This window comes from Nocardiopsis sp. EMB25, from assembly GCF_026797795.1.
In the GTDB taxonomy this organism is placed as follows: domain Bacteria; phylum Actinomycetota; class Actinomycetes; order Streptosporangiales; family Streptosporangiaceae; genus Nocardiopsis; species Nocardiopsis lucentensis.
Genome location: NZ_JAMTDN010000001.1, coordinates 3,932,595 through 3,955,543, shown reverse-complemented (window position 1 = coordinate 3,955,543; position 22,949 = coordinate 3,932,595). Strand labels below are relative to the sequence as shown.

The following is a 22,949-nucleotide window of genomic DNA, read 5'->3' as shown; positions in this document are numbered from 1 at the left end:
GCGTCCGGTCATGGGACGGCATTGTCGGTGCTTGTACTGACTTATCACGGATCGCCGCACCCGCCCCGTCGCTTGACCAGCCGCACCGCCACGGGAGATGGTCGGATGAAGGGGGCGGGGTCGACCCGAGGGACACGGCCCGCCCCGACCGGCGACGGGAGAGGATTCGGGAGTGAACACTGCGTTGCCGTCTGCGATGTGGCTCCCCTTCGGCGCGCGGATACTGCGCGCCAGGTCCGACAAAGGGCTCTCACGCGCCGAGCTGGCCAGGACCGTCGGGGTGACCGACGACAAGCTCCGCGAGGTGGAGGACGCGCACTGCCGACCGGCCCGGACACTGGTCGAACGGGTGGACACCGCGCTGGGCGCCGACCACCAGCTGGTCGACGCGTGGGCGGTCACCCTCCAGGCCGAGGCCTTCCCCAACGAGTTCGGGGACATGCGGGAGCTCGGCACGCACGCGGCGCGGCTCTGGGAGCACCAACCCATGGCGGTGCCCACGTTCCTGCGTACCCGGGAGTACTCCCGGGCCATCCTGGGGCCCGCCCACCCCGGCCTCGGCGCGGACCAGGTCGAGGCCATGGTGGACGAGGAGATGGCCCACCGCGCGGCGATGACCGGACCGGACGGCCCCCGGCTGCGGGTGGTGCTCAACGAGATCGCCCTGACCCGCCCCCAGGGCGGCGCGGCCGTCATCAACGCCCAGCGCGGCTTCCTGGCCGACCTCATCGCGGCGGGCATCGTCACCATGGGCGTGATCCCCGAGCAGACCCCGCACCACCCGGGACTGGGGGGAGCCTTCCGCCTGATGGAGTTCGAGGACCGGCCCAGCATGGTCTACGCGTTCGCCGCGCAGGGGGGAGACCTCACGGCTGAGAGTGAGCAGGTCGGGCGGTGCACGATGGTGCGCGACGCCATCGAGGGCGTCGCCGTCGAACTGGCGCCGGACTCGGAGCTCCTGACCGCGCGGTGACCCGGACGGTGAATCCGGACGCGACCGGCCCTTGGGGGAACACCCGATGATGGGCTAGGTTGCCCGCCATGGATATCGCGATCACTTCCGGGTACGTCGTGCCCGTCGACGGAGACCCCGTCGACGGCGGCACGGTCCTCATCTCCGACGGCGTCATCACCGCGGTCGGCCCGGACGCCGACGTCACCGTTCCCGAGGGGGCCACGGTCGTCGACGCCTCCGGAAAGTGGGTGCTGCCCGGCTTCGTCGAGGCGCACGGCCACATCGGCATCGACGAGGAGGGCGTCGGCTGGGCGGGCGACGACACCAACGAGATGACCGACCCCAACGGCGCGCGCATGCGTGCCCTGGACGCCATCAACCCCGCCGACCTGGGCTTCGTCGACGCCCTGTCCGGCGGTGTGACCAGCTCCGTCGTCAAGCCCGGTTCCGGCAACCCCATCGGCGGCCAGACGGTGGCCGTCAAGTGCTGGGGACGCAGCATGGAGGACCGGCTGATCAGGCAGCCGACCAGCGTCAAGAGCGCCCTGGGCGAGAACCCCAAGCGCGTGTACGGAGAGAAGAAGCAGCTGCCCTCGACGCGGCAGGGCGTGGCGGCGGTCATCCGCGACGCGTTCACCAAGGCGCAGGACTACAAGGCCAAGCGCGACCACGCGGCTGCCGAGGGCACCCCCTTCGACCGGGACAACGCCATGGAGGTGCTGGTCAGCGTCTTGGACGGTGAGCTCCCGTGGTGCCAGCACGTCCACCGCGCCGACGACATGCACACGGCGATGCGCCTGGCCGACGAGTTCGGGTACCGCCTGATCATCAACCACTGCACCGAGGGCCACCTGCTCGCCGACGAGATCGCCGCGCGCGGCGTCCCCGTGATCACGGGTCCGCTGATGACGAGCCGGTCCAAGGTCGAGGTGAAGAACAAGACGCTGGCCAACCCGGGCATCCTCGACCGGGCGGGTGTGAAGGTCGCGCTGACCACCGACCACCCGGTCGTCCCGATCGAGTTCCTCGTGCACCAGGCGACCCTGTGCGTGAAGGAGGGCCTGGACCGCGACACCGCGATCCGCGCGATCACCCTCAACCCCGCCGAGATCATGGGGATCGACGACCGGGTGGGCGCGCTGCGGCCCGGTCTGGACGGCGACGTGGTGGTGTGGTCGGGCGACCCCCTGGACGTCATGAGCCGTGCCCTGCGCGTGTTCGTCGAGGGCCGTGAGGTGTACACCTACGACGAGGAGCGGCGGGAGCGCGTGGTGGCGGACGCCTTCTACCGCGAGGGCTAGGAGCAGTCCCGCGCCTTAGCGCCCGATCGGGCACTAAGGCGCGGGGCGCGTGGTCTGAGGCGCGGCCGCCCAGCGGAAATAGGGAGGTTCTCCCATGGTGGGGGCGCCCTCCTTAGCGGAAGCCTGGTGCTGGTCGGGGCACACGGTCCCGACCCACCGGACCCCCGAGGAGGACGTCATGCACCCCGACATCCACGCCCAGGCCGCCGACCTCTACCGGGCCGAGCGGGAGCGCGAGGCCCGTGAGGCACGAAGGGCGGGCGAGGCCCGAGAGGGCGCCGGGGAGCGCCCGACGCGCCGATCCGGGAAGGACGGGTCAGCCCAGCGCGCGGAAGCCGCCGTCGGCCGCCACACCACTGTCCGCCAGGTCCAGGACGGCGGTGGCGCCTTCCATCTTCAGGCGTGAGCGCAGGTCGGTCGCGTCCTCGGGGCCGCCCTCGAGGAGCACGAGCGCAGTGCCCGCGACCACCGCGGCCAGGAGGACCGAGGCGTCGTCGCCGAGCACGGACAGCGGCGTGGCGGGGCCGATCACGATCCCCACGCGGTCCCCGCCCGTGAGCGCCCACCGCTCGGCGCGCTCCCGTGCGGCGGCGACCAGCTCCGCGCCGGTCCACGCGCGCCCGCTCGCGTACGCGGGAGCCCCGGAGTCGAGCACGTAGGGGGAGAAGTGGTCACCGTGTCCCCGGGCCTCGGTGGTGTAGTCGAGCACCATCGGTGGAAGGTCCCTCAGGGGCAGTCCGAGCGGGTGCAGGGACGCGCCCACGACCTCCTCGGCTCCGCTGTCGAGCGCCGCCCCCAGCCGGTCGGCGTCGGCCACCGCGATCTGCGCCCCGTCGGGGAAGGCGTCGCCGTCGACGGGCACCGCCACGGCTCCGACCGACCAGGAGGACAGGAGCCAGACGATGGACTGCCAGTGCAGGGGCAGCGCGACCGCCACCCGGTCGTCCGGCTGTGTCCCGAACCCGTCCACCATCATGTTCGCGGTCTTGGACACCCAGTTGTCGAGGGTGGCCGGGGAGAGCTCGACCCTGCCTCCCGACGCGTCGTAGGAGGTCACGAACGGGTGAGCGGGGGCGGTGGCGACGAGGTCACGCCACAGCTGTGCTGGAGTCTCGGACATGCCGCCACTCTAGGGGGTGTCCCGTGGACCCCCTGACGGTGTCCCACGGACACGTGCTCCGCCGCGCGACGCCCCAGCACGACTCTCGCGGCGTTCTCACCAGGTGAAGGGACCCCGCTCCGGGCCCACACCGTCCCCTGTCCCCGCCCGCCGAGCGCGGCGGGCGGGCGTCGGCCGCCGTCGGACATTCCCCTGGGGGCCGGACCACCGACCACCTCGATGTGTGCGCCATGTCGCCCGAGGTGCCAGAGTGTCTCCATGCGCTTGCCTCCCGGACGGATCCTCGCCCGTGTCACCGCGCTCCCCGCCATCGCCGTCTCGGCCTGGCTCCTGGTGGCCTTCCCCCTCCTGGCGCTCGGCCTGTTCACGCCGCTGGCCGGGATCGTCGTCGGTGTCCCCGTGGTGGTCACGGCCTGTGCCCTGGTGCCCCGGCTCATTCCGGACCCGGAGGAGGACGTGCCCTGGTGGCCGGTCGTCCTCGTGCTGCTGATAGCCGTGGCCTTCGCCGCCGTGCAGATCGCCTACCACGCCGAGGCGCTGGTCATCCGACGCGACCCGGCCTCCTACGCCATGTACACGGTGTGGATCGCGGAGAACGGATCCCTGCCGATCCCCCTGCGCACCGACCTCATCGCCGGGGACGACCCCTCGCTCAGCTACCAGAGCCTCGCCCAGTACCAGCGCGGCGACGCCATCTGGCCGCAGTTCATGGCCGGTGCGCCCCTGCTGACCTCGATCGGGTACTGGCTGGGCGGCCTCACCGGCATGCTGGTGACCACCCCCGTCCTGGGCGCGCTGGGCGTGCTGACGCTCGCCGGGCTCACCGCCCGCCTGGTCGGCGCCCGATGGGCCCCGCTGGCCGCCGTCGTCCTGGCCGTGTGTCTGCCCCAGCAGTGGGTCAGCCGGTTCACCTACAGCGAACCCGCCACCCAGATCCTCCTGCTCGGCGGGCTGGTCCTCGCCTACGACGCCCTTTCCCGACGCTCCTTCCTGCGTGATCGCTGGTCCGCCCAGCACACCCTGGCCGCGGCGGCCGGACTGTCGTTCGGCCTGGGACTGGTGGTGCGGATCGACGTCCTGCGCGACCTGCTGCCCGTCCTCGGCTTCGTCGGGCTGCTGCTGCTCGCCCGCCGGGGGCAGGCACTGCCGCTGCTGGGCGGACTCCTCGTCGGCGCGGGGATGGGGCTGTACGCCGGTTACGGCCTGTCCCGTCCCTATCTGGACTACCTGTCCGACTCGCTCAACCCGCTCCTGGTGATCACCGCCGTCGTCATCGTGGTCACCGTCGTCGCCACCGCCGCCCTGTGGCGGTACGGCGTCCCCCGCGTGGAACGGGTCCGCTGGCTGCCGACCGCCATGGCCGTCCTCGCCCTGATCGCGATGGTCGGCTTCGCGATCCGTCCCCTGCTGTGGCCCGACTACGGCCACGGCAGCGACTTCACCGACCACTGGGTCGCCGCCGTCCAGGAACGCGAGGGGCTGCCGATCGAGGGCAGCCGCACCTACTACGACCTCAGCCTCTACTGGGTCGGCTGGTACGTGGGCCTGGGCACCGTCCTGTTCGCCGCACTCGGCCTCGCCCTGGTCCTGCGCCGCGTCACGGCGCGCCGCGAACCCCAGTGGGTCCTGCCCGCCATGCTGTTGGTGTGGACGGTGGGCACCACCCTCCTGCGCCCCGCCATCACCCCCGACCACCCGTGGGCGAGCAGACGGCTGATCGCCCTGGTCATCCCGGCGTTCATCCTGTTCGCCGTCTGGTTCCTGGCCTGGCTCACGCGCTACTGCGACCGCGCTGTCCGGCTCGACGGCAGCGGGCCGCTCATACGCTCCCTTCCGACCGTGGTCGCCGCGGGCGCCTCAGTGGCCATGATCGTGCCGACCGCCGCCACCGCGGCGGGCGGCATCATGGGTTACCGGCAGGACGTGGGCACGGTCGCCGCCACGGAGAACCTCTGCGCGCACCTACCCGACGACGGGTCGGTCGTCGTGGTCGACGGCGGAATGGCGGGCAACTACCTGCCGCTGCTGCGCAACGTGTGCGGGCTGCCGACGGCGGCGATGGACGAGCCCACGCCCGGGGACGTGGCGCGGGTCGTCGGTCAGATCCACGAACGGGGCCGTACCGCCGTGCTCGCGGCGCCCGAGTCAGCCCCGCTCATGGAGCTGACCGGCGGCGCGGTCACACCCGTACGACCCTTCCACGTGGTCGCCGACATGGACCCCAGTACCCTCATGGAACCGCCCACCGGCCACTGGACCTTCCGAGGAAGCGTCTGGGTGGCCGTCATTCCGGCCACAGACTGATCGACCCGGCCCCAACCACACCGCTGAGACGGACGCATGAGCCACACACCCGACCACATCCAGGACCCGAACACGGACGAGGCGCCCGTACGGGTCACCGTCGTGCTCCCGTGCTACAACGAGCAGGACCACGTCCTCGACGAGGTCAAGCGGATCTGCTCGGCCATGGACGCCTCCGGGTACGGATACGAACTGCTGGCCGTGGACGACGCCTCCACCGACGACACCCTCGCCCGGCTGCGCGACGCCGAGGCTCTCCACCCACGGCTGCGCGTGATCGCCTTCGGCCACAACGGCGGGTCCGGGACGGTGCGCCGGATCGGCAGTCAGCGGGCGCGCGGCGAGTTCGTGGTGTGGACCGACGCGGACATGAGCTACCCCAACGAACGGATCCCCGAGTTGGTCGCGATGCTCGACCAGGATCCCGAGATCGACCAGGTGGTGGGCGCGCGCACCCAGGAGATGGGCTCGCACAAGGCCCTGCGCGTCCCGGCCAAGTGGGTTATCCGCAAGATCGCCGAGGGCCTCACGGGCACCCGCATCCCCGACCTCAACTCCGGTCTGCGCGTGTTCCGGCGCGACGTCGCCCGCCCCTACCTGCGGCTGCTGCCGCCCGGGTTCTCCTGCGTCACGACGATCACCCTGGCCTTCCTGTCCAACCAGCACCCCATCCGGTACGTGCCGGTCGAGTACGCCACGCGGGCGGGCACGTCGAAGTTCCACTTCGTCAAGGACGCCTACCGCTACATCCTCCAGGTGCTGCGGATGGTCATGTACTTCAACCCGCTCAAGGTGCTCATGCCGCTCGCGCTGACGCTGCTCGGGGTCGGTGCCGCCAAGTTCGTGTTCGACCAGGTGCGGGATCTCTTCTACATCGCCAACAACACGGTCATGATCCTCATGACGGGGTTGATCCTCGCGGCGATCGGGCTCCTGGCCGACCTCATCGTCCGCTCACGGGAGGGCGCGTGAGCGCCGAACCGGCCCGGGTCGCCCTCGTGGGGCCCGCCCACCCCTACAAGGGCGGCGGCGCTCGGCACACCACCGAACTGGCGCACCGGCTGCGCGCGCTCGGCCACCCGACGGCGGTCGAGTCGTGGCGGGCGCAGTACCCGGCGGCGCTCTACCCGGGACGGCAGACCATCACCGACCCGGAGGGCGAGCCCTACCCCGACACCCGTCACGACCTGGCCTGGTACCGGCCGGACGGCTGGTGGCGGACCGGACGCCGCCTGGCGGGTACGGCCGACCTCGTGGTGCTGACCCTGTTCTCCCCGGTGCAGGTCCCCGCCTACCTGGGGGTCCTCGCGGGCGTGCGCTCCCGGCGCGCGGACACGCGGGTGGTGGCGCTGTGCCACAACGTGCTGCCGCACGAGCGCCGGGCCGTGGACGTGTCCCTGACCCGCGCCCTGCTGCGCCGCGTCGACGCCGTCGTCACCCACTCACCCGACCAGGCCCTCCTCGCCGAGGGACTGCGGGGAGCGGGAAGGCCCCGGCCCGTGGTGGCGCACATGCCCCCGCACCTGCCGGAGACGGGCGGCCCGCTCCCGGCCGCGCCGGGGGAGCGGCGGCACCTGCTGTTCCTGGGCATCGTCCGCCCTTACAAGGGCGTGGACGTGCTCCTGAGGGCGCTCGCGGCGGGGGCTCCCGAGGACGTCGCGCTCACGGTGGCGGGCGAGTTCTGGGGCGGTTCCGGCGAGCTGGCGGAGCTGGCCGCGGAGCTGGGGGTCGCCGACCGGGTCCGGTTCCGTGAGGGGTACGTGCCCGCCGCGGACCTGCCGGGGCTGTTCGCCGATGCCGACGCCGTCGTCCTGCCGTACCGGACGGCCACCGCCACGCAGAACGTCTGGCTCGCCCACGAGCACGGCGCGCCGGTGGTGGCGACCCGGGCCGGGACGCTCGCGGACCACGTGCGCGAGGGGGTCGACGGCCTGCTGTGCGCCCCGGACGACGTCGGGGACCTGGCCCGCGCACTGAAGGAGTTCTACGCCCCGGGGGAGCCCGAACGGCTGCGCGCCGGGGTCCGCCCGGTGGACGCCGAGCCCTACTGGCGGGCCTACACCGGGCGGCTGCTGACGGCCTGAGCGGGCACGGCGCGCCCTCGCCGCCACGTGGCGCCGTCTGTTCCCCCGACACCCCGGGAGCGAGGAGAGCCACCGAACCGGGTGCTGTAGGGTCGCGGCATGTCACTATCGGAGGTCCGCTCGCAGATCGACGCCATCGACGGGCGGATCGTGCGACTGCTCGCCGCCCGGCAGGTTCTGGTCAAGCAGGCGGCGGCGTACAAGGGCGACGGGGACGCCGTGCGCGCGCCGGACCGCAGAGCGGCGATGATGACGCGCCTTCGGGAACTCGCGGTGACCGAGGGCGTCGCGCCCGAGGTGGTCGAGCGCGTCTACACCGAGATGATCGACGCCTTCATCGACCTGGAACTAAGCGAACACGCTCGCATCGGCCGACCCTGATCGCACGCGGGGCTCCCGCCGTCACCGCCCGGGGGACAGCCGTGGACCGCGCGCGGTGTCGGCGGCTGTGCGTCCCGGGGGGCGTGGCGGACCTGGCCGCGCGGTCAGGGGCCCTACTCGTCCACGACGAACTCGGGTACCTCCACGTCGGGCCACGCGTCGGTCCACTCGAAGGTCTCGTGGAGCGTGTACTCGACGACGTCACCGGGCTCCACCCAGTCGGCCGCCCACTCCGGGGCCTGGACCACCACGCGTTCGGAGGCCAGGGGCAGGCCCGTCTCGGGGTCGAAGAGGAGCCGTTCCTCGTACCGTCCGTCGATCAGCCCCTCGACGTCGTAGGCGACTCCCACGGCGGGCCGTCCGGACCGGTCCTCGGTGACCCCCTCGGCCGCGCGGACGTCGGGCAGCCCCGCCAGGACCTCGTAGACGCCCGCCCTGACCTCCGGAGGGAGGGGGAGGTCCAGGACGGCCCGGACGGTCGCGACCGACGGCTTGGGCACGGTGTGGAAGCCCGCCTCCGCCGTGTCCCCTTCGTCCAGCTGCTCCTCCTCCCCCTCGGGCCGCAGCATCTCCCGCAGCCGTTCGGGGTCCGAGGGCAGTTCCTGGAGCTCCCGCGGGCCCAGCGGGGACTCGCCGAAGAAATAGCCGGGTTCGCTGGGGGTGTACGGCTCTCCGAGCACCATGTCGTTGGGGATCTCCAGCCGCGTGGTCTCCGCCGGCCAGAACGTGGGGGCGCCGTCGCGCTCCCACGCCTCCCGGCCGCGGTCGGTGACCAGGGCCCAGTCCGTCGAGGTGTGCTGGAAGGTGTGCAGATCGGTCTCGACGTTCGTCCAGTGCCGGGTCTCGCGGATGTCGTACACCCCGTACCTGTCACCCTCGGGGCCCACCCCCCAGGCCCGGGCCGAGACGGTCTCCGCGTACCAGACGGCACCGTCGGCCGGTCGGGACCGGGCGGCCTCGACGGCGGGGGCCATGGCCTCCGCGGCGCTGCCGTCGTTGGCGGGCTCCTCGCCTCCGGTCCCCTCCGACGGGGCGGCCGGGGTCAGCACGACCGAGTCCGGTCGCATGAACCCGGGCGGTCCCAGGACCAGGAAGGCGAACACGGCGCCGGCCACCAGGACGGCGGCCCCGGAGACGGCTGGCGGGACGCGCCCCGGCACGTGCCGGCCCCCGAGCCTCCGGACCGTCGTCGCGGCCGCGTTCGGGTGTCCGGGCCGCCAGGCCAGGCGGGCGTTCAGGGAGTCGGAGGTCGGTTCGGGAACGCTCTCGCGCATGCGGCGAAGGTGGTCCATCTCGTTCACTGGTCGGTCTCCTTCGCGGGGAACGGGTTCTCGGGGAGGGCGGCGCGCACGCGCTTGCGGGCCCGGTGCAGACGGGACCGGACGGTGCCGACCGGGATCCCCAGGACCGAGGCGACCTCCTCGTAGGTGAGGTCGCCCCAGGCGACGAGCAGCAGCACGTCCCGGTCGCCCTTGGAGAGCCGCGCCAGGGGAGCGGCGAGCAGTGCCGACACGCTCTGGGCGTCGACCCGCTCGCTCACCCGGTCAGCGTGGTTCTCCAGAACCGGGTCCACCCCGGTCCTGGCCAGCGCCCGGTAGTGGCGGGTTTCGCTCCTGTGCTGGCGGCGCACCAGGTTGGTCGCGATCCGCCACAGCCACGGGCGGGCGTCCGGGCGGGCGGGGTCGTAGCGGTGGCGTGTGAGGAACGCCGTGCGAAAGGTCTCGGAGACGATGTCGTCGGCGTCCGCCTGACCGAGCCTTCGGGCCACGTAGCGGTGCAGTGCGGGCGCGTGTCTCCGGAAGATGGCGCTGAAGTGCGCCGAATCGGTGAGTGACCGCCGGATCACGGCCGCGTCGGATGCCTGGTCGGCGTCCTCGGCGCGGCCGGTCCCGGAATCGACTAGGGACATGGGGCGGGTCCCATCGGTTGGGGGTGCTTACATCCCTCTTAGCCCGATCCCCGGAAAAGGGTTCACGCTGACGGCGATCCGTCCCGCGTCCTCGCCGACGCCGAACGGGCGGTCCTGGACAGCGGGAGGGACAGTCCGGCCCAGGCCACGTCCGCGACCGTCATGACCAGGCGGGACAGGACCGCGACCACCAGCGCCGCCCCCGCGTCCACGACCGGTGCGAGCGCCACGACCAGCACCGCTTCGCGCACCCCCAGGCCCGCGGGCGCGAACACCACCAGCAGCCCCAGCGTCCACGCCAGCGCGTAGGCGCCCACCGCGGGACCGAACGACCGGACCGGGTCACCGCCCACCGCCCACGTCAGCACCCACACGTGCGCGCCCAGCGGTACCCAGGCCGCCAGGGTCCACGCGACGGCGGTCGCCATCGCGCGACCGGGGAGCCGGAGCGGACCCGCCTCGGCGACCTCCCGGAACCGCGTGAACGGCCGGGCCGCGAGCCGCACTCCCCAGCCCACCACCCGCGGGTGCAGGGCCGCCAACAGCAGCGGCGCCAGGGCCAGCGCCCACCACCACCGCGAGGCCGCCCCAACGGATGACAGCGGCAGAGCGACCGCCGCGACGGACAGGCTCACCGCGACCGTCACCCCGACCGCGAGCAGGGTCGCGGCCGCGCCGCGTACCCGCGGCACCCTCCAGTCCCTGCCCAGCTCCACCTGGGCGACGAACGCCCACACCGACCCGGGCAGGTACTTGCCGAGCTGGCCCACGAACATCACCCGCGCCGCCACTCCGCGTGGCAACGGCGACCCGAGTCCGGCGAGCAGCGCCCGCCAGGCCATCATCTGCGCGGTCAGCCCCGCCATAGCGGCCAGCACCGCCACCGGAAGCACCCACAGGGGCAGGGCCACGGCGGCCTCGCGCGCCTGTTCCCAGTGCGTGCGCACCGCCAGGCCCGCGCACACCAGGAGCACGAGCAGCAGCGCGAGCCGCATCCACGGGTTACGGCGAAGCCGAGTCAGCACGTGCCCTCCCTCCTCCCGGCCGGTCCACCGATGATCCCAGACGGGTGGTGCGGGCGTACCGCCCTCCCCTACCGCGTCGTAGGGTGCGGTCATGAGTGGTGCGAACGACCCCTTCCCGACCCCTTCCGCGATGCGCCGGGCGCTGGCCCGCGCACGCGACGGCAAGACCCTCGACGTCACCGAGGCCGAGGTCCTCCTGCACGCCCGGGGCGACGACCTGGAGACCCTCCTCGACCACGCCGGGCGGGTCCGCGACGCGGGCCTGGAGGCGGCCGGGCGCCCCGGGACCATCACCTACAGCCGCAAGGTCTTCGTCCCCCTCACCCGCCTGTGCCGGGACCGCTGCCACTACTGCACGTTCGCGACCGTGCCCGGGCGCCTGGAGTCGCCCTTCCTGTCCCCGGACGAGGTCCTGGAGATCGCCCGCAGGGGCGCGGCCCTGGGGTGCAAGGAGGCCCTGTTCACCCTCGGCGACCGCCCCGAGGACCGCTGGACGGCGGCGGCCGACTGGCTCGACGCCCACGGGTACGACGACACCCTCTCCTACGTCCGGGCCATGGCCGTCATGGTGCTGGAGGAGACCGGCCTGCTGCCGCACCTCAACCCGGGGGTGCTCACCTGGTCGGACTTCCAGCGGCTCAAACCGGTCGCACCGTCCATGGGCATGATGCTGGAGACCACCTCCACGCGGCTGTTCACGGAGCGGGGGCAGGCGCACTACGGCAGCCCCGACAAGGACCCGGCCGTCCGGCTGCGGGTCCTGGAGGACGCGGGCCGTTCCAGCGTGCCGTTCACCACCGGCATCCTGCTGGGGATCGGCGAGACCGTCCGCGAACGCGCCGAGTCGGTCTTCGCGATGCGCGCCGCCGCCCGCCGCTACGGCGGGATCCAGGAGGTCATCGTCCAGAACTTCCGCGCCAAGCCGGACACCGCGATGATGCACCGTCCCGACGCCGAGCGCGAGGAGATGGCCGCCGCGATCGCGGTCACCCGCCTGGTCATGGGGCCGAGGGCGCACGTGCAGGCGCCGCCCAACCTCATCGGCGCCGAACGCGGGGGCGTGGACGAGTACGCGCTCATGGTCCGCGCGGGCATCGACGACTGGGGCGGGGTCTCCCCGCTCACCCCGGACCACGTCAACCCCGAGCGGCCGTGGCCGCAGATCGACGACCTGGCCGCGCGCACCGCCGACCTGGGCTTCACCCTGCGCGAGCGGCTGACGGTCTACCCGGAGTACGTCCGCATGGGCGAGCCCTGGCTGGACCCGCGGGTGGCCGGGCACGTCGCGGCGCTCGCCGACCCCGAGACCGGCCTGGCGGCCGAGGACGCGCCGGTCGTGGGCCGCCCGTGGCAGGAACCCGAGGCCGTGCTGGTCTCCTCGGGGCGCACCGACCTGCACACCGGGATCGACGAGGCGGGCCGGACCGAGGACCGGCGCGGTGACTTCGACTCGGTGTACGGCGCCTGGGACGAGCTCAGGTCGGGGGTGGACCGGGAGGGGGCCGTGCCCCGCAGGTTCGACCCCGAGATCGCCGCCGCGCTGCGCAGCGCCGAGACCGACCCCGCCGGGCTCTCCGACGGCGAGGCGCTCGCCCTGCTGCACGCCGACGGGCCCGAACTGGAGGCGCTGACGGACTTGGCGGACCGGGTCCGCCGCGACACCGTCGGCGACGACGTCACCTTCGTGGTCACCAGGAACATCAACTTCACCAACGTCTGCTACACCGGCTGCCGGTTCTGCGCCTTCGCCCAGCGCCGCACCGACGCCGACGCCTACACGCTCTCCCTCGACCAGGTCGCCGACCGGGCCGAGGAGGCGTGGAACGCGGGGGCCACCGAGGTGTGCATGCAGGGCGGGATCCACCCGGATCTGCCCGGCACCGCCTACTTCGACATCGCGGCGGCCGTGCGCGAGCGGGTGCCCGGCATGCACGTCCACGCGTTCAGCCCGATGGAGGTGGTCAACGGGGCGGCCCGCACCGACCTGCCGATCCGCGAGTGGCTCACGCGGGCGCGCGAGGCGGGTCTCGGGTCGATCCCGGGGACGGCCGCGGAGATCCTCGACGACGAGGTCCGCTGGATCCTCACCAAGGGCAAGCTGCCCGCGCGCGAGTGGATCGAGGTGATCACGACCGCGCACGACCTGGGCATCCCCACGACCTCCACGATGATGTACGGGCACGTGGACTCCCCGCACCACTGGGTCGCCCACCTCAAACTGCTGCGCTCGCTCCAGGAGCGCTCCCTGGAACGCAACGGGCGTCCGGGGTTCACCGAGTTCGTGCCGCTGCCGTTCGTGCACACCAACGCCCCCATCTACCTCGCGGGGCTGGCCCGGACGGGCCCGACGGTGCGGGAGAACCGGGCGGTGCACGCCCTGGCCCGGCTGCTGCTGCACGGGAGCATCGACAACGTCCAGTGCTCGTGGGTGAAGCTCGCCGAGGACACGTGCCGCCAGCTGCTGGCGGGCGGGGTCAACGACGTGGGCGGAACGCTCATGGAGGAGACGATCAGCCGGATGGCGGGGTCGGGGCAGGGGTCGTACAAGACGATCAGCGACATCCGTGCCCTGGTCGCGCCGACAGGACGTCCGCTCCGCCAGCGCACGACGCTGTACGGGCGGGTCGACGAGGAGCGGCGCCGGGCGGCGGAGGCCAGCGACGGGGTCGCCCCCAGCGTCCGGCGCTCCACCCTGCCGCTCGTGTGACCTCCTCCGTCGACTCCGGGACACAGGAGTATGAGCAGAGTATGATTCGAGTATGACGAACAAGCGCGTCACCATCAGCGTGCCGGAGGAGATCGTGGCCAAGGCCCAGCGTGCGGTGGATTCCGGGCAGGCCGGTTCGGTCTCCGCGTACTTCACGGAACTCGCGGAGAACGCGCCGGACTGGGTGGCCATCAGGGCGACGCTCGATGAGCTGAAAGCCGAGGTCGGAGAGGTTTCGGCCGAGGACAGGCAGTGGGCCAGGGAGGCTCTGGGGTTGGACGGGGCGGACGAGTTCCCCGGTTTCGAGGACAACTCCCACGCCGCCGCCTAGGGTTCTCGGCATGAAACAGGTCGTCCTCGACTCGGGATTCCTCATCGCCCTCGAACGAAGGGATCCTCGGGCCTATCAGGTTCAGGAACTCCTGTATGAGGCGAGTGCCGTCGCACACGTGTCGGCTGGGGTGCTGGCCCAGGTGTGGCGGGGCGACCCCCGTCAACAGGTCATCGCCAAGCTCCTGAAGTTCAAGGGCGTTCTCGCGCACCCGTTGGACCCTGGGAGCGCGCGCCGGGTCGGGGCCCTGCTCGCTCGTAGCGGTACGAGCGATGTGGTCGACGGTCACGTGGCCCTGCTGGCCGCGGAGCTGAACGCGACGGTTCTCACGTCCGACCCCGACGACATCGGCAAGCTCGATCCGACGCTGCGGATCGTACGGGTCTGAGCGGCGAAAGGGGGCGCGACACCGGAAACGGCGTCGCGCCCCCTTCGCGCGGGGCGGGGTCAGCAGGTGCCGAGGGACTCCCAGGCGCCCCACTCGCCGGTGGTGCCCGGCTCGGCCTGGGTCCACCACTTGGCCCGGTAGGCCGCGCCGTTGTGGGTCACGGTGTCGCCCTGGGTGTAGGTCCCGGGCGCCCAGGCCGGAGCGGCGCAGTCGTCGGGGTTGCCCCCGCCGCCGTCGCCGCCGCCGTCACCGCCGCCCGCGGGCGCGTCGACCAGCGTGCCCTCGCGGGGGTTGTCGTAGGTGATGGCGTACTCGTTGGTTCCGACGGTGACGCGGAAGTTCGACGGCTGCGCGATCGGGAGCCGGTAGCTGAGCACGAAGTCCAGCGAACCCCCGGCGGGGATGCTCTGCCAGCTCGGAACGGTCAGCTCCACCCGGTGGAAGTCGCCGTCCAGGCCGCCGACGTTGTCGCCCCGGTCGTGCCCGTTCTGCACGTGGGTCAGGCCCATGCCGGACTGGTCGCTCATGTTGGCCGGTGCCGAGGTGCCGTAGTCGAACGTGATCGTCGAACCGCCGGGGATCTCTCCGGCCGAGTTGTTCGTGATGGTCACGTCGGGGGTGATCGGGTAGTTGTTGTCGCCCAGCGCGAACCCGTGGAAGTCGACGTCGACGTCGAGGACCTCCGCGGGGGCGGCGGTCTCCGCCTTGGCGGCGCCGTAGGGGCCCGCGTTGCTGAGCGTCTGGTGGAGGTTGGTGATGAGCGTGTCGCCCATCTCGTACTGGCCCTTGGCGTCGTTGTAGGCGTAGTCGCCGGCCATCTCCCAGATCATCACGCCGCCCAGCCCGGTACCCGCGACGTAGTCCGCCTTGGCGGTGATGGCCTGGTCCGCGTCACCCGACAGGAACGTGTTCGTGGTGGAGTTCCACCACCACTCGCTCTTGGCCACGTCGTCCCAGTGGCGCGTGTAGGTGCCCTCGAGCCCGTCGGTGACCCCGTAGTCGGCCACGTAGTCGCCGACGACCCCGTTCTCCAGGTTCAGCACGTGCCAGATCGGGTTCGCCCCGGCCGCGATGGCGTTCCCGGTCACGGGGTCGCTGTCGTGCCACAGGTTGTCGATGCCGTCCGCGCCGTCGCCACAGGGCACGGAGATACCGGTGCCGGGCTGGCACTGGGTCTGGTCGGGGAGCGCGGAGGTGCCCCAGAGGCCGTTGGTGCCGCCCTGGACGTCCTTCCAACCCCTGGTGTAGAAGGGCACGCCGAGGTTGATCCGCCCGGCCTGCATGGCGCCGCGGAAGTAGTGGTGCGCCCAGTCGGCGTTGAGGTAGCCGATCCCGTCGTAGGCGTTGTAGACGTCGGCCAGCTCGGGATCCTGGCCGCTGTCGTAGAGCGCGCCGTTGTGGCCCACGAAGTGGTTCCACGTGCCGTGCAGGTCGTAGGTCATCATGTTGACGAAGTCCAGGTACTGCACGACCTGGTGCACCTCTTGGCCGCGCAGCAGCCAGCCGGAGGAGGGGACCGCGGCGGTCAGCTGGTAGTACGTGCCGTCCTGGGCGGAGGCCTGGTCGAGCTTCTCGCGCAGGACGCGCATCAGCTCCTCGTAGCCCTCCCAGAGCAGCCCCCGGCGCGCGTCGGAGATCCAGAAGTCGTCGGGGTTGCCCGCGCCGTTGTTGGACGTGGCGTACTCGTAGTCGATGTCGAGGCCGTCGAACCCGTACTGGCGGACGAACTCGACCGCCGAGTCGGCGAAGGTCTCGATGCCCTGGTGGTTGACACCGGTCTCGGTGGTGGTCATCGAGTAGAAGCCGCCCGAGGCCACGCGCTCGCCGTCGGGTCCGAAGTAGCCGCCGGTCTCGGCCCAGCCGCCGACGGCGACCAGGGTCTTGACGCCCGGGTTGTCCTTCTTGAACTTGTTGAGCTGGTTGAAGTGGCCGTTGTAGGAGAACTCGGGGTCGGGCTCCAGGCCGGGTTCGTCCCAGGTCATGCCCGTGGCCGGGTTGTCTGGTGAGTCCGGGCCCACGGACAGGCGGTTGTTCCCGTCGACGTGTCCGAAGGCGTAGTTGATGTGCGAGATCCGGTCCCAGGGGATGTCGTCGACCAGGTAGGTCGGTTGGCCGTTGGAACCGTTGCGCCAGCTGGTGAAGTAGCCGATCACCCGGCGGTCGAGGTTGTTGGGGAGGATCTCGCGCCCGTCGGCGTCGTACACGTCGCAGTACGGGACGTCGACCCCGGGGGTCGGGTGGAGGCCGTCGGGCCGGCAGTCGGCGTTGGCGGCGGGTGCCGCCGGGGCCTGCTGCGGTGCCTGGGGGGCCTGGACGGCGGCGTTCGCGGTCGGCGCCGTGAAGAGCATGCTCGCCGAGACGCACAACCCGGCGGCCGCGGCTCCGAGGGCACGTGCCCATCGGGCGGGTCTTCCCCGTCGCGGGGAGGAAGGGGAGGGCATGGGGGACCCTTTCTGGAATCGGTTTCTGGGCACACCACGGGCCCCGCCCGCGACCGGAGGCCGGGGATGGGGTCGTGGTGACGGAGGAGGTGGGGGTGGGCCGGAGACGGCGGTGGGGGCCGGGGGCCTCGCGGCGGTCGGTGAGGGGGTGTCCCGGAGGCGTCGGCCGTGGGGAGCGGGTGGGGGTGGGGTGGGCCGTCACGCGAGGGGAGTGGGGTGACGGCCCACCCGGGAGGGGGTGGAAGCGGGGCCGGGAGTAGCCCCGCGCGGGGTCCGGGGACGTCGTGGACGGTGGGCGGTTGCTAGCAGGCTCCGACGGTCTCCCAGACACCCCACTGGCCGGTGGTGCCGGGCTCCTCGCCCCGCGTCCACCACTTGGCGCGGTAGACGGTGCCCTGGTGGGAGACGGTGTCACCGCCGGTGTAGACGGTGTCGGCGGACCAGGCCGGAGCGGTGCAGTCCACCGGCGGGTCGGTGGGTCCGTCCGTGGGGCCGTCGGTGGGTCCGTCCGTGGGGCCGTCGGTCGGCGGGGTCGTCGGACCGTTGCCCAGGCGCGCGGAGATGTCGCGGGCGAACTGGTAGCCGTTGGTCGCGTCCCAGTTGATCGACCAGGTCATCACGCCGCCGATGGGGCCGTACGGCGTGGTGGGCGAGTACTGCCCGCAGCTGGTCCCGGCCTCCAGGCAGTCGAGCGCGGCGATGACGCTGCTCGTGGGCATGTACCCGCCGCCCGCGGCCGAGGGGACGGCCGGGATGCCCAGGCCGACCTGGCTCGGGGACAGGCCCATCTCCAGCTGGATGCAGGCCTGGGCGGCGACGAAGTCGACCGTTCCCTGGCTGTAGATCTGGCCGTCGCACCCCGCCATCGTGCCGGAGTTGTAGTACTGCATGTTCACGATGGTGAGGATGTCGGAGATGTTCGACGCCAGCTGGTAGTACTGCTGGCTGGGCGCTTGGAAGTCGATGGTCTGCGGCGCCATCGTGATGATCAGGTCCGGCCCGGCGCTCGTCCTGAGGTCGCGCAGCGCGGACTCCATGTACTGGGCGTTGATCCCGTGCTCGAGGTCGATGTCGATGCCGTCGAACCCGTAGTCCCGCATCAGCGCGTACGCCGTGTCGGCGAAGTTCTGCGCCTGGGTGGGGTTGGTGACGCTCACGTTCCCGAGCTGCCCGCCGACGGACAGGATGACCTTGCGGCCCTCGGCCTGGACGGCGGCGATGTCGGAGCGGAACTGGGCCTCGGTGTAGCCGTTGAGCTCGCTGCTGGCGAGGTTGAACGTGATGCCGCCGTCGAGCGAGGGGTGGTTGTCGGCGAAGGCGACCGCCACCAGGTTGTACTCGGACGGGACGTCGGCGAGGGTCAGAACCGTGGAGCCGTTGTCGAAGTTGTGCCAGTAGCCGGTGAGCCACTGCTGCGTCTGCTGCGCCGAGCTGGTGTCGGACACGGTCTCGGCCTCGTTGGCGGCCAGGGCGAACTGGCCGGCGCCACCGGCGATGAGCGCCGAGGCGACGACGGCGAAGGCGCCGGTCAGGGCCGCTTTGGCCCGTGAGGGGGTGCTCCTTCGGCGGCGTCGTTCGCGGAGGTGGTCGAGCATGGGGGGTGCTCCTTTCGTCGAGCGGGGCGACGAACCGGCTCTGCTGCCTTAATTGTTAAGAAACCTTAGAGTTGCTTGACTGGCGCGTCAACGAAAACCGTAAGGAAAGTTTGCGATTTTTCGGAGACATGATGTGACCCCGTGCCGTGTGTGACTCCCGAGGTTCAAGGGGTCATCGAGGCCACTGAGCACACGAAAAGCGGCCAGCGCCCCGGGGAGGGGCACTGGCCGTCCGTCATCATCGGCGTCACCGCACGGTCACGAAGTCCTCCGGATCGCGTGGCGGACGCTCCCCCGGCGGCTCGGCCGCGTGTCCCACGGCCACCGCCCCCATCGGCTGCCACTCCTCGGGCACGTCCAGCACCTCGCGCACGACGTCCGGGCAGAACATCGTCGAGGAGATCCAGGCCGACCCCAGTCCCTCCATGGCCAGCCCGACCAGCAGACTCTGCACCCCGGCGCCCATCGCCACCAGGAACATCGACCGCTCGGCGTCCGCCCGGCGCCGGTCCGGGTACGGGTGCGCGCCGTCGGCGACCAGGAACGGCACCACGAGGTACGGAGCGCCGCGCAGGACGTCGCCGCGGCGCGTCCGGCGGGCGATCGCCTCCTCGGAGAACCCGTCACCCCGCAGGTCGGCCACCCACGCGTCCAACATGGCGTCCAGCAGCCGCTTGCGCGTGCGCTCGGACTCCACGAGCACGTACCGCCACGGGGTGGTGTGGTGCGGCGCGGGGGCCGTCACCGCCGCGCCGACCGCGCGCCGCACGGCCGCCGGGTCCACGGGGTCGTCGGTGAACGCGCGGACCGTCCTCCGGGCGGGTACGACGTCGCGCGACCCGTAGCGGAACAGGTCGGCGTCGGCCGAGCGCACGAGTTCGACCGCGCCGCGGCCGTCCTCCTCGGTGACCAGGGCGCCCAGGCCGCTGACCACGGCGACGGGCACACCGCTGGCCTTGCCCTTCACCAGCTCGCCGGCGCCCGCGATCTCGTCGGCGACCGCGTTCACGGTCGCCTCCATGACGTTGCCGTGCGTGTCGGTGGCGCCGCGCAGGTCCTGGAGTACCGTCAGCCCCGCCGCGCCGATGGCCACGTCGGTCTGGCCGACGCGCCAGGGGCGGCCGAAGGTGTCGGAGACGACCACGGCCACCTCCACCCCCAGACGTTCGCGCAGCCCCGCGCGCAGGGCGCGGGCGGAGGCGTCCGGGTCCTCCGGGAGCAGGAGCACGGTACCGGGCTCGACGTTGGAGGCGTCCACCCCGGCGGCCGCCATCACCAGACCACGGCGCGTCTGCGTGATCCGGGTGCGGCCCGCGCGGGCGACCACGCGCACCGTCTCGGCGTCGATCGCCTCCTCCCGGTCCATCCGCCGGGCACGGCCCTCGGCCTTGCTGACGATCTTGGAGGTGACCACGAGGACGTCGCCGTCCACCAGAGGGACACCGGAGGCGGCCACGGCGTCGGCGACCAGGGCCGCGAGATCGTCGCCCGGCCGCACCTCGGGGACGCCGGGCAGCCCGCGCACGCGTATGTCGTCGGTCACGCGCGTCCCCCCGACAGTTCGACCGCCAGGTCCACCGCCGCGCGGGCGATCGCCTCGGTGGCGGCGGGGTCGCTCATGTACAGCGGACGCGAGCGCACCTCGATCCCCTCGACGCCCTGGCACGCGGCCTCGTCGGCCTCGTCCACCAGCCAGCCGTCGAGCAGGTCGGAGCCCAGGTGCTCGGCGACGGCGGCGGCGCTCGTCTCCACCCCGATGGCGGCGAGGCAGGCGTCGGCCATCCCGCGCACCGGCGCGCCGCCGATGATCGGCGAGACACCGACCACGGTCTTGTCGAGCAGGGCCTCGCGGATACCGGGGACTCCCAGGACGGACCCCACGCTGACCACGGGGTTGGACGGCGGAAGGATCACGGCGTCCGCCTCGGCGATGGCGCCCAGGACGCCCGGAGCCGGCTTGGCCGACTCGGCGCCCATGCTGATGATCTGTTCGGCGGGCAGCGCGGCGCGGTGCCGGATCCACCACTCCTGGAAGTGGATGGCGCGGCGGCCCTCCTCGTCCTCGACGACCACGTGCGTCTCCACCTGGTCGTCGGTCATGGGCAGCAGGCGCACGCCGGGCTTCCAACGGTCGCACAGCGCCTCGGTCACCGCCGAGAGCGGGTACCCCGCCGCGAGCATCTGCGCGCGGACGATGTGGGTGGCGGTGTCCCGGTCGCCCAGCCCGAACCAGGTGGGGCGCATGCCGTAGGCGGCGAGCTCCTCCTTGACGGTGAAGGACTCCTCGGCCCTGCCCCAGCCCTGTTCCTCGTTGATGCCCCCGCCCAGGGTGTACATCACAGTGTCCAGATCCGGACAGATCCGGAGCCCGAACAGGGTGATGTCGTCCCCGGTGTTGCCGATGACGGTGATGGTGCTGTCTGTGGTCTGGTTTCCGGAGGTGGGAGCGTCGATCCCGAGCGCCGCCTTCAGGCCGCGAAGGAACCGTGCACCACCGATACCGCCGGCCGGTACGACTATCCGCATGCGTCCAAGTCTGGCAGGCTGGGGGCGTGTATGAGTCGTCTGCCCCGCCGTGGGCCGCGACCCCGGCGTGACCGTACCCGTGCGGGGAGTCTCCGAACCCCGGGGCGGTGCGCGCCGTCTCACCGGTCGGCTGTGTCCGATGTTCCCATTCCCCGTCGGGGCGCGGCCGATACACCTGACAGCCCGACGATATGCCAAGCTTCCCCCGTCTCGACGGTGAGGAACCAGCGGAGGGGAACCTCTCTTGAACAACGAAACACTCGATCGCCTGCGCCCGCTGGGGGCCTGGGTCCTCCTCGGGGCCGTGGGCGCGACCCTGTTGGCTGGCCTGATCCGCCTGATCGTGTGGGCCAGTGACTACACCGGAGGATTCGCCGTCGGAGTGGAGTCCGCCGCCTCCAGCTTCTTCGGGCTGTGGCACGTGGTGCTCCTGGCCGCCGCCGTCGCCCTGGTCGTGACCAGCGAGCGTACGCGTCCATCGGCCGCTCCCGTCGTCGTCACCGCGATGATCATGGTCGGCGTCGGGTTGCTGTTCGCCCTGATCTCCCTCATCACCGGGTTCATCGTCCCCGACAACGTCGGCCTCGGCTTCGCGAGCTTCTTCACGACGATCGCCCAGGGCGGGGTGCTCGGTCTGCTCGGCTTCGTCCTCCTCAAGGTCTTCAACGACCCGACGCTGGTGCCGCGCGCGACCCCGCAGGCCCAGTACGACCCGCAGCAGCCGTACGGCTTCGGCCAGCAGGCCTACGGCCAGCCGGGCTACCCCGCCGCCGACCCGGCGCAGACCTCGTCGGGCCAGGTCTACGCCCAGGACCCGGCCCAGACCGCGTCCGGTCAGCAGCAGGCCTACGGTCAGGCGTACGCGCAGCCGGCGGACGCCGCGCAGGGCGCCTCCGGTCAGCAGCAGGCCTACTCCCAGTACGGCCAGGACGGCCAGGCCTACGACGCCGCCGCTCAGCAGCAGCCCTATGACGCTCAGCAGGCCGCGTACGGCACGGGTGGCCAGCAGGCCTACGACCCCTCCGCGCAGCAGGCCTACGGGCAGCAGTACGGCGACGCCTCGGCCCAGCAGCAGCCCTACGCCTACGGCACCGGGGCCCAGCAGGCCTACGACGCCGCCGCTCAGCAGCAGGCCTATGACGCTCAGCAGGCCGCGTACGGCACGGGTGGCCAGCAGGCCTACGACCCCTCCGCGCAGCAGGCCTACGGGCAGCAGTACGGCGACGCCTCGGCCCAGCAGCAGCCCTACGCCTACGGCACCGGGGCCCAGCAGGCCTACGACCCGTCCCAGTACGGCCAGCAGTACGGCCAGCAGTACGGCCAGCAGTACGGACAGCAGGACGCCTCCGGCCAGGCCTACGACCCCGCGCAGTACGCGCCGCAGTCCTACGACGCCCAGCAGGGGACCGAGCAGTCCGCCGCCTCGGGTGAGCAGGCCGCCCAGGACGCCATCCAGTACGGGTGGTACCAGGGAGCGGACCAGGGGCAGCAGGCCCAGCAGGCGCCGGACACACCGTCCGACAGTGGAGTTGACCCTTTCTTTAACTCCGGCGAGCAGGCTGGTACGGACGCCTCCGGGCAGGCGCCCGCGTCGTACGGAAGCCAGTACGAAGCGGGCTCCGGATACGGCTCTGACCAGCAGGGACAGGGCAACAGCGGGGGGCAGCAGGGCTGGTACGGCGGGGAGGACAAGCGCTGATCGCCCTTGGCGCGTCCGCGCCTCCCTCCGCCTGGGAAGGCCGTGAATTGCGTGGTAATTCACAGAACGGACATGGCACGATCGTCGTTGGCGGTTCGTTACATGATATTCAGTGGATTACCACGTAGGGCGCTTGACTCCTGGTCACGGCCCCGCGTGTAATTTCAAGGTGGGATTCCACCC

Annotated in this window: 18 protein-coding genes; 10 read left to right on the top strand and 8 right to left on the bottom strand. The window is 72.1% G+C overall.

What is annotated here, in order from left to right; all coding sequences use genetic code 11:
- Positions 1-172: 172 nt before the first annotated feature.
- Positions 173-973: a helix-turn-helix domain-containing protein gene (locus KIK06_RS17065; protein ID WP_026127281.1), complete on the top strand. Its 801-nt coding sequence runs from the start codon at positions 173-175 to the stop codon at positions 971-973.
- 68 nt (positions 974-1,041) lie between these two features.
- Positions 1,042-2,256 carry an amidohydrolase gene (locus KIK06_RS17060; protein WP_017596864.1) on the top strand — a complete coding sequence of 405 codons (1,215 nt, stop codon included), beginning with the start codon at positions 1,042-1,044 and terminating at the stop codon, positions 2,254-2,256.
- A gap of 316 nt (positions 2,257-2,572) precedes the next feature.
- On the opposite strand, the gene KIK06_RS17055 is transcribed toward KIK06_RS17060, so the two are convergent.
- Positions 2,573-3,376: a TIGR03089 family protein gene (locus tag KIK06_RS17055; RefSeq protein WP_268644014.1), complete on the bottom strand. Its 804-nt coding sequence runs from the start codon at positions 3,374-3,376 to the stop codon at positions 2,573-2,575.
- Between the two features lie 258 nt (positions 3,377-3,634).
- Here KIK06_RS17055 and KIK06_RS17050 point away from each other — a divergent pair, with 258 nt between their 5' ends.
- From KIK06_RS17050 to KIK06_RS17035, 4 genes are all read left to right on the top strand, one after another.
- Positions 3,635-5,680: a hypothetical protein gene (locus KIK06_RS17050; RefSeq protein WP_268644011.1), complete on the top strand. Its 2,046-nt coding sequence runs from the start codon at positions 3,635-3,637 to the stop codon at positions 5,678-5,680.
- Positions 5,681-5,716: 36 nt separating this feature from the next.
- The gene (locus KIK06_RS17045) at positions 5,717-6,652 is read left to right on the top strand and encodes a glycosyltransferase family 2 protein (RefSeq protein WP_268644009.1); all 936 of its coding nucleotides are present in this window, start codon (positions 5,717-5,719) and stop codon (positions 6,650-6,652) included.
- The gene (locus KIK06_RS17040) at positions 6,649-7,764 is read left to right on the top strand and encodes a glycosyltransferase family 4 protein (protein WP_268644008.1); all 1,116 of its coding nucleotides are present in this window, start codon (positions 6,649-6,651) and stop codon (positions 7,762-7,764) included. The genes KIK06_RS17045 and KIK06_RS17040 overlap by 4 nt, the downstream gene beginning before the upstream one ends.
- A gap of 99 nt (positions 7,765-7,863) precedes the next feature.
- Positions 7,864-8,145, top strand: a complete 282-nt coding sequence (locus KIK06_RS17035; protein WP_017596855.1) for a chorismate mutase — start codon at positions 7,864-7,866, stop codon at positions 8,143-8,145.
- Positions 8,146-8,258: 113 nt separating this feature from the next.
- Here KIK06_RS17035 and KIK06_RS17030 read toward each other — a convergent pair whose 3' ends face one another.
- From KIK06_RS17030 to KIK06_RS17020, 3 genes are all read right to left on the bottom strand, one after another.
- Positions 8,259-9,437 carry a CU044_5270 family protein gene (locus tag KIK06_RS17030; protein ID WP_268646040.1) on the bottom strand — a complete coding sequence of 393 codons (1,179 nt, stop codon included), beginning with the start codon at positions 9,435-9,437 and terminating at the stop codon, positions 8,259-8,261.
- A gap of 5 nt (positions 9,438-9,442) precedes the next feature.
- A complete protein-coding gene (locus KIK06_RS17025; protein ID WP_268644006.1) occupies positions 9,443-10,054 on the bottom strand; it encodes an RNA polymerase sigma factor in 612 nt (203 codons plus the stop codon).
- A gap of 62 nt (positions 10,055-10,116) precedes the next feature.
- Positions 10,117-11,079 (bottom strand): lysylphosphatidylglycerol synthase domain-containing protein, encoded by a 963-nt coding sequence (locus KIK06_RS17020; RefSeq protein ID WP_268644004.1) that lies wholly within the window; start codon positions 11,077-11,079, stop codon positions 10,117-10,119.
- 91 nt (positions 11,080-11,170) lie between these two features.
- On the opposite strand from KIK06_RS17020, the gene KIK06_RS17015 reads away from it, so the two are divergent.
- From KIK06_RS17015 to KIK06_RS17005, 3 genes are read left to right on the top strand one after another with little or no spacing between them, the layout of a single operon-like run.
- Positions 11,171-13,786 (top strand): bifunctional FO biosynthesis protein CofGH, encoded by a 2,616-nt coding sequence (locus KIK06_RS17015; protein ID WP_268644002.1) that lies wholly within the window; start codon positions 11,171-11,173, stop codon positions 13,784-13,786.
- Between the two features lie 52 nt (positions 13,787-13,838).
- On the top strand, positions 13,839-14,117 hold the full coding sequence (locus tag KIK06_RS17010; RefSeq protein ID WP_268644000.1) for a hypothetical protein: 279 nt from the start codon (positions 13,839-13,841) through the stop codon (positions 14,115-14,117).
- 10 nt (positions 14,118-14,127) lie between these two features.
- On the top strand, positions 14,128-14,505 hold the full coding sequence (locus KIK06_RS17005) for a PIN domain-containing protein (protein ID WP_017596849.1): 378 nt from the start codon (positions 14,128-14,130) through the stop codon (positions 14,503-14,505).
- Positions 14,506-14,564: 59 nt separating this feature from the next.
- On the opposite strand, the gene KIK06_RS17000 is transcribed toward KIK06_RS17005, so the two are convergent.
- The 4 genes from KIK06_RS17000 to cofD all read right to left on the bottom strand — a co-directional run bounded on the left by KIK06_RS17000 (position 14,565) and on the right by cofD (position 21,067).
- Positions 14,565-16,946, bottom strand: a complete 2,382-nt coding sequence (locus tag KIK06_RS17000; RefSeq protein WP_268643997.1) for a chitinase C-terminal domain-containing protein — start codon at positions 16,944-16,946, stop codon at positions 14,565-14,567.
- A gap of 302 nt (positions 16,947-17,248) precedes the next feature.
- The gene (locus tag KIK06_RS16995; RefSeq protein ID WP_268643996.1) at positions 17,249-18,541 is read right to left on the bottom strand and encodes a glycosyl hydrolase family 18 protein; all 1,293 of its coding nucleotides are present in this window, start codon (positions 18,539-18,541) and stop codon (positions 17,249-17,251) included.
- Positions 18,542-18,788: 247 nt separating this feature from the next.
- Positions 18,789-20,084, bottom strand: a complete 1,296-nt coding sequence (locus KIK06_RS16990) for a coenzyme F420-0:L-glutamate ligase (protein WP_268643994.1) — start codon at positions 20,082-20,084, stop codon at positions 18,789-18,791.
- Positions 20,081-21,067, bottom strand: a complete 987-nt coding sequence (cofD, locus tag KIK06_RS16985; protein WP_268643992.1) for a 2-phospho-L-lactate transferase — start codon at positions 21,065-21,067, stop codon at positions 20,081-20,083. Before cofD ends, KIK06_RS16990 begins: the two co-directional genes overlap by 4 nt.
- Positions 21,068-21,311: 244 nt before the next feature.
- Here cofD and KIK06_RS16980 point away from each other — a divergent pair, with 244 nt between their 5' ends.
- A complete protein-coding gene (locus KIK06_RS16980) occupies positions 21,312-22,766 on the top strand; it encodes a hypothetical protein (RefSeq protein ID WP_268643991.1) in 1,455 nt (484 codons plus the stop codon).
- Positions 22,767-22,949 lie beyond the last annotated feature (183 nt).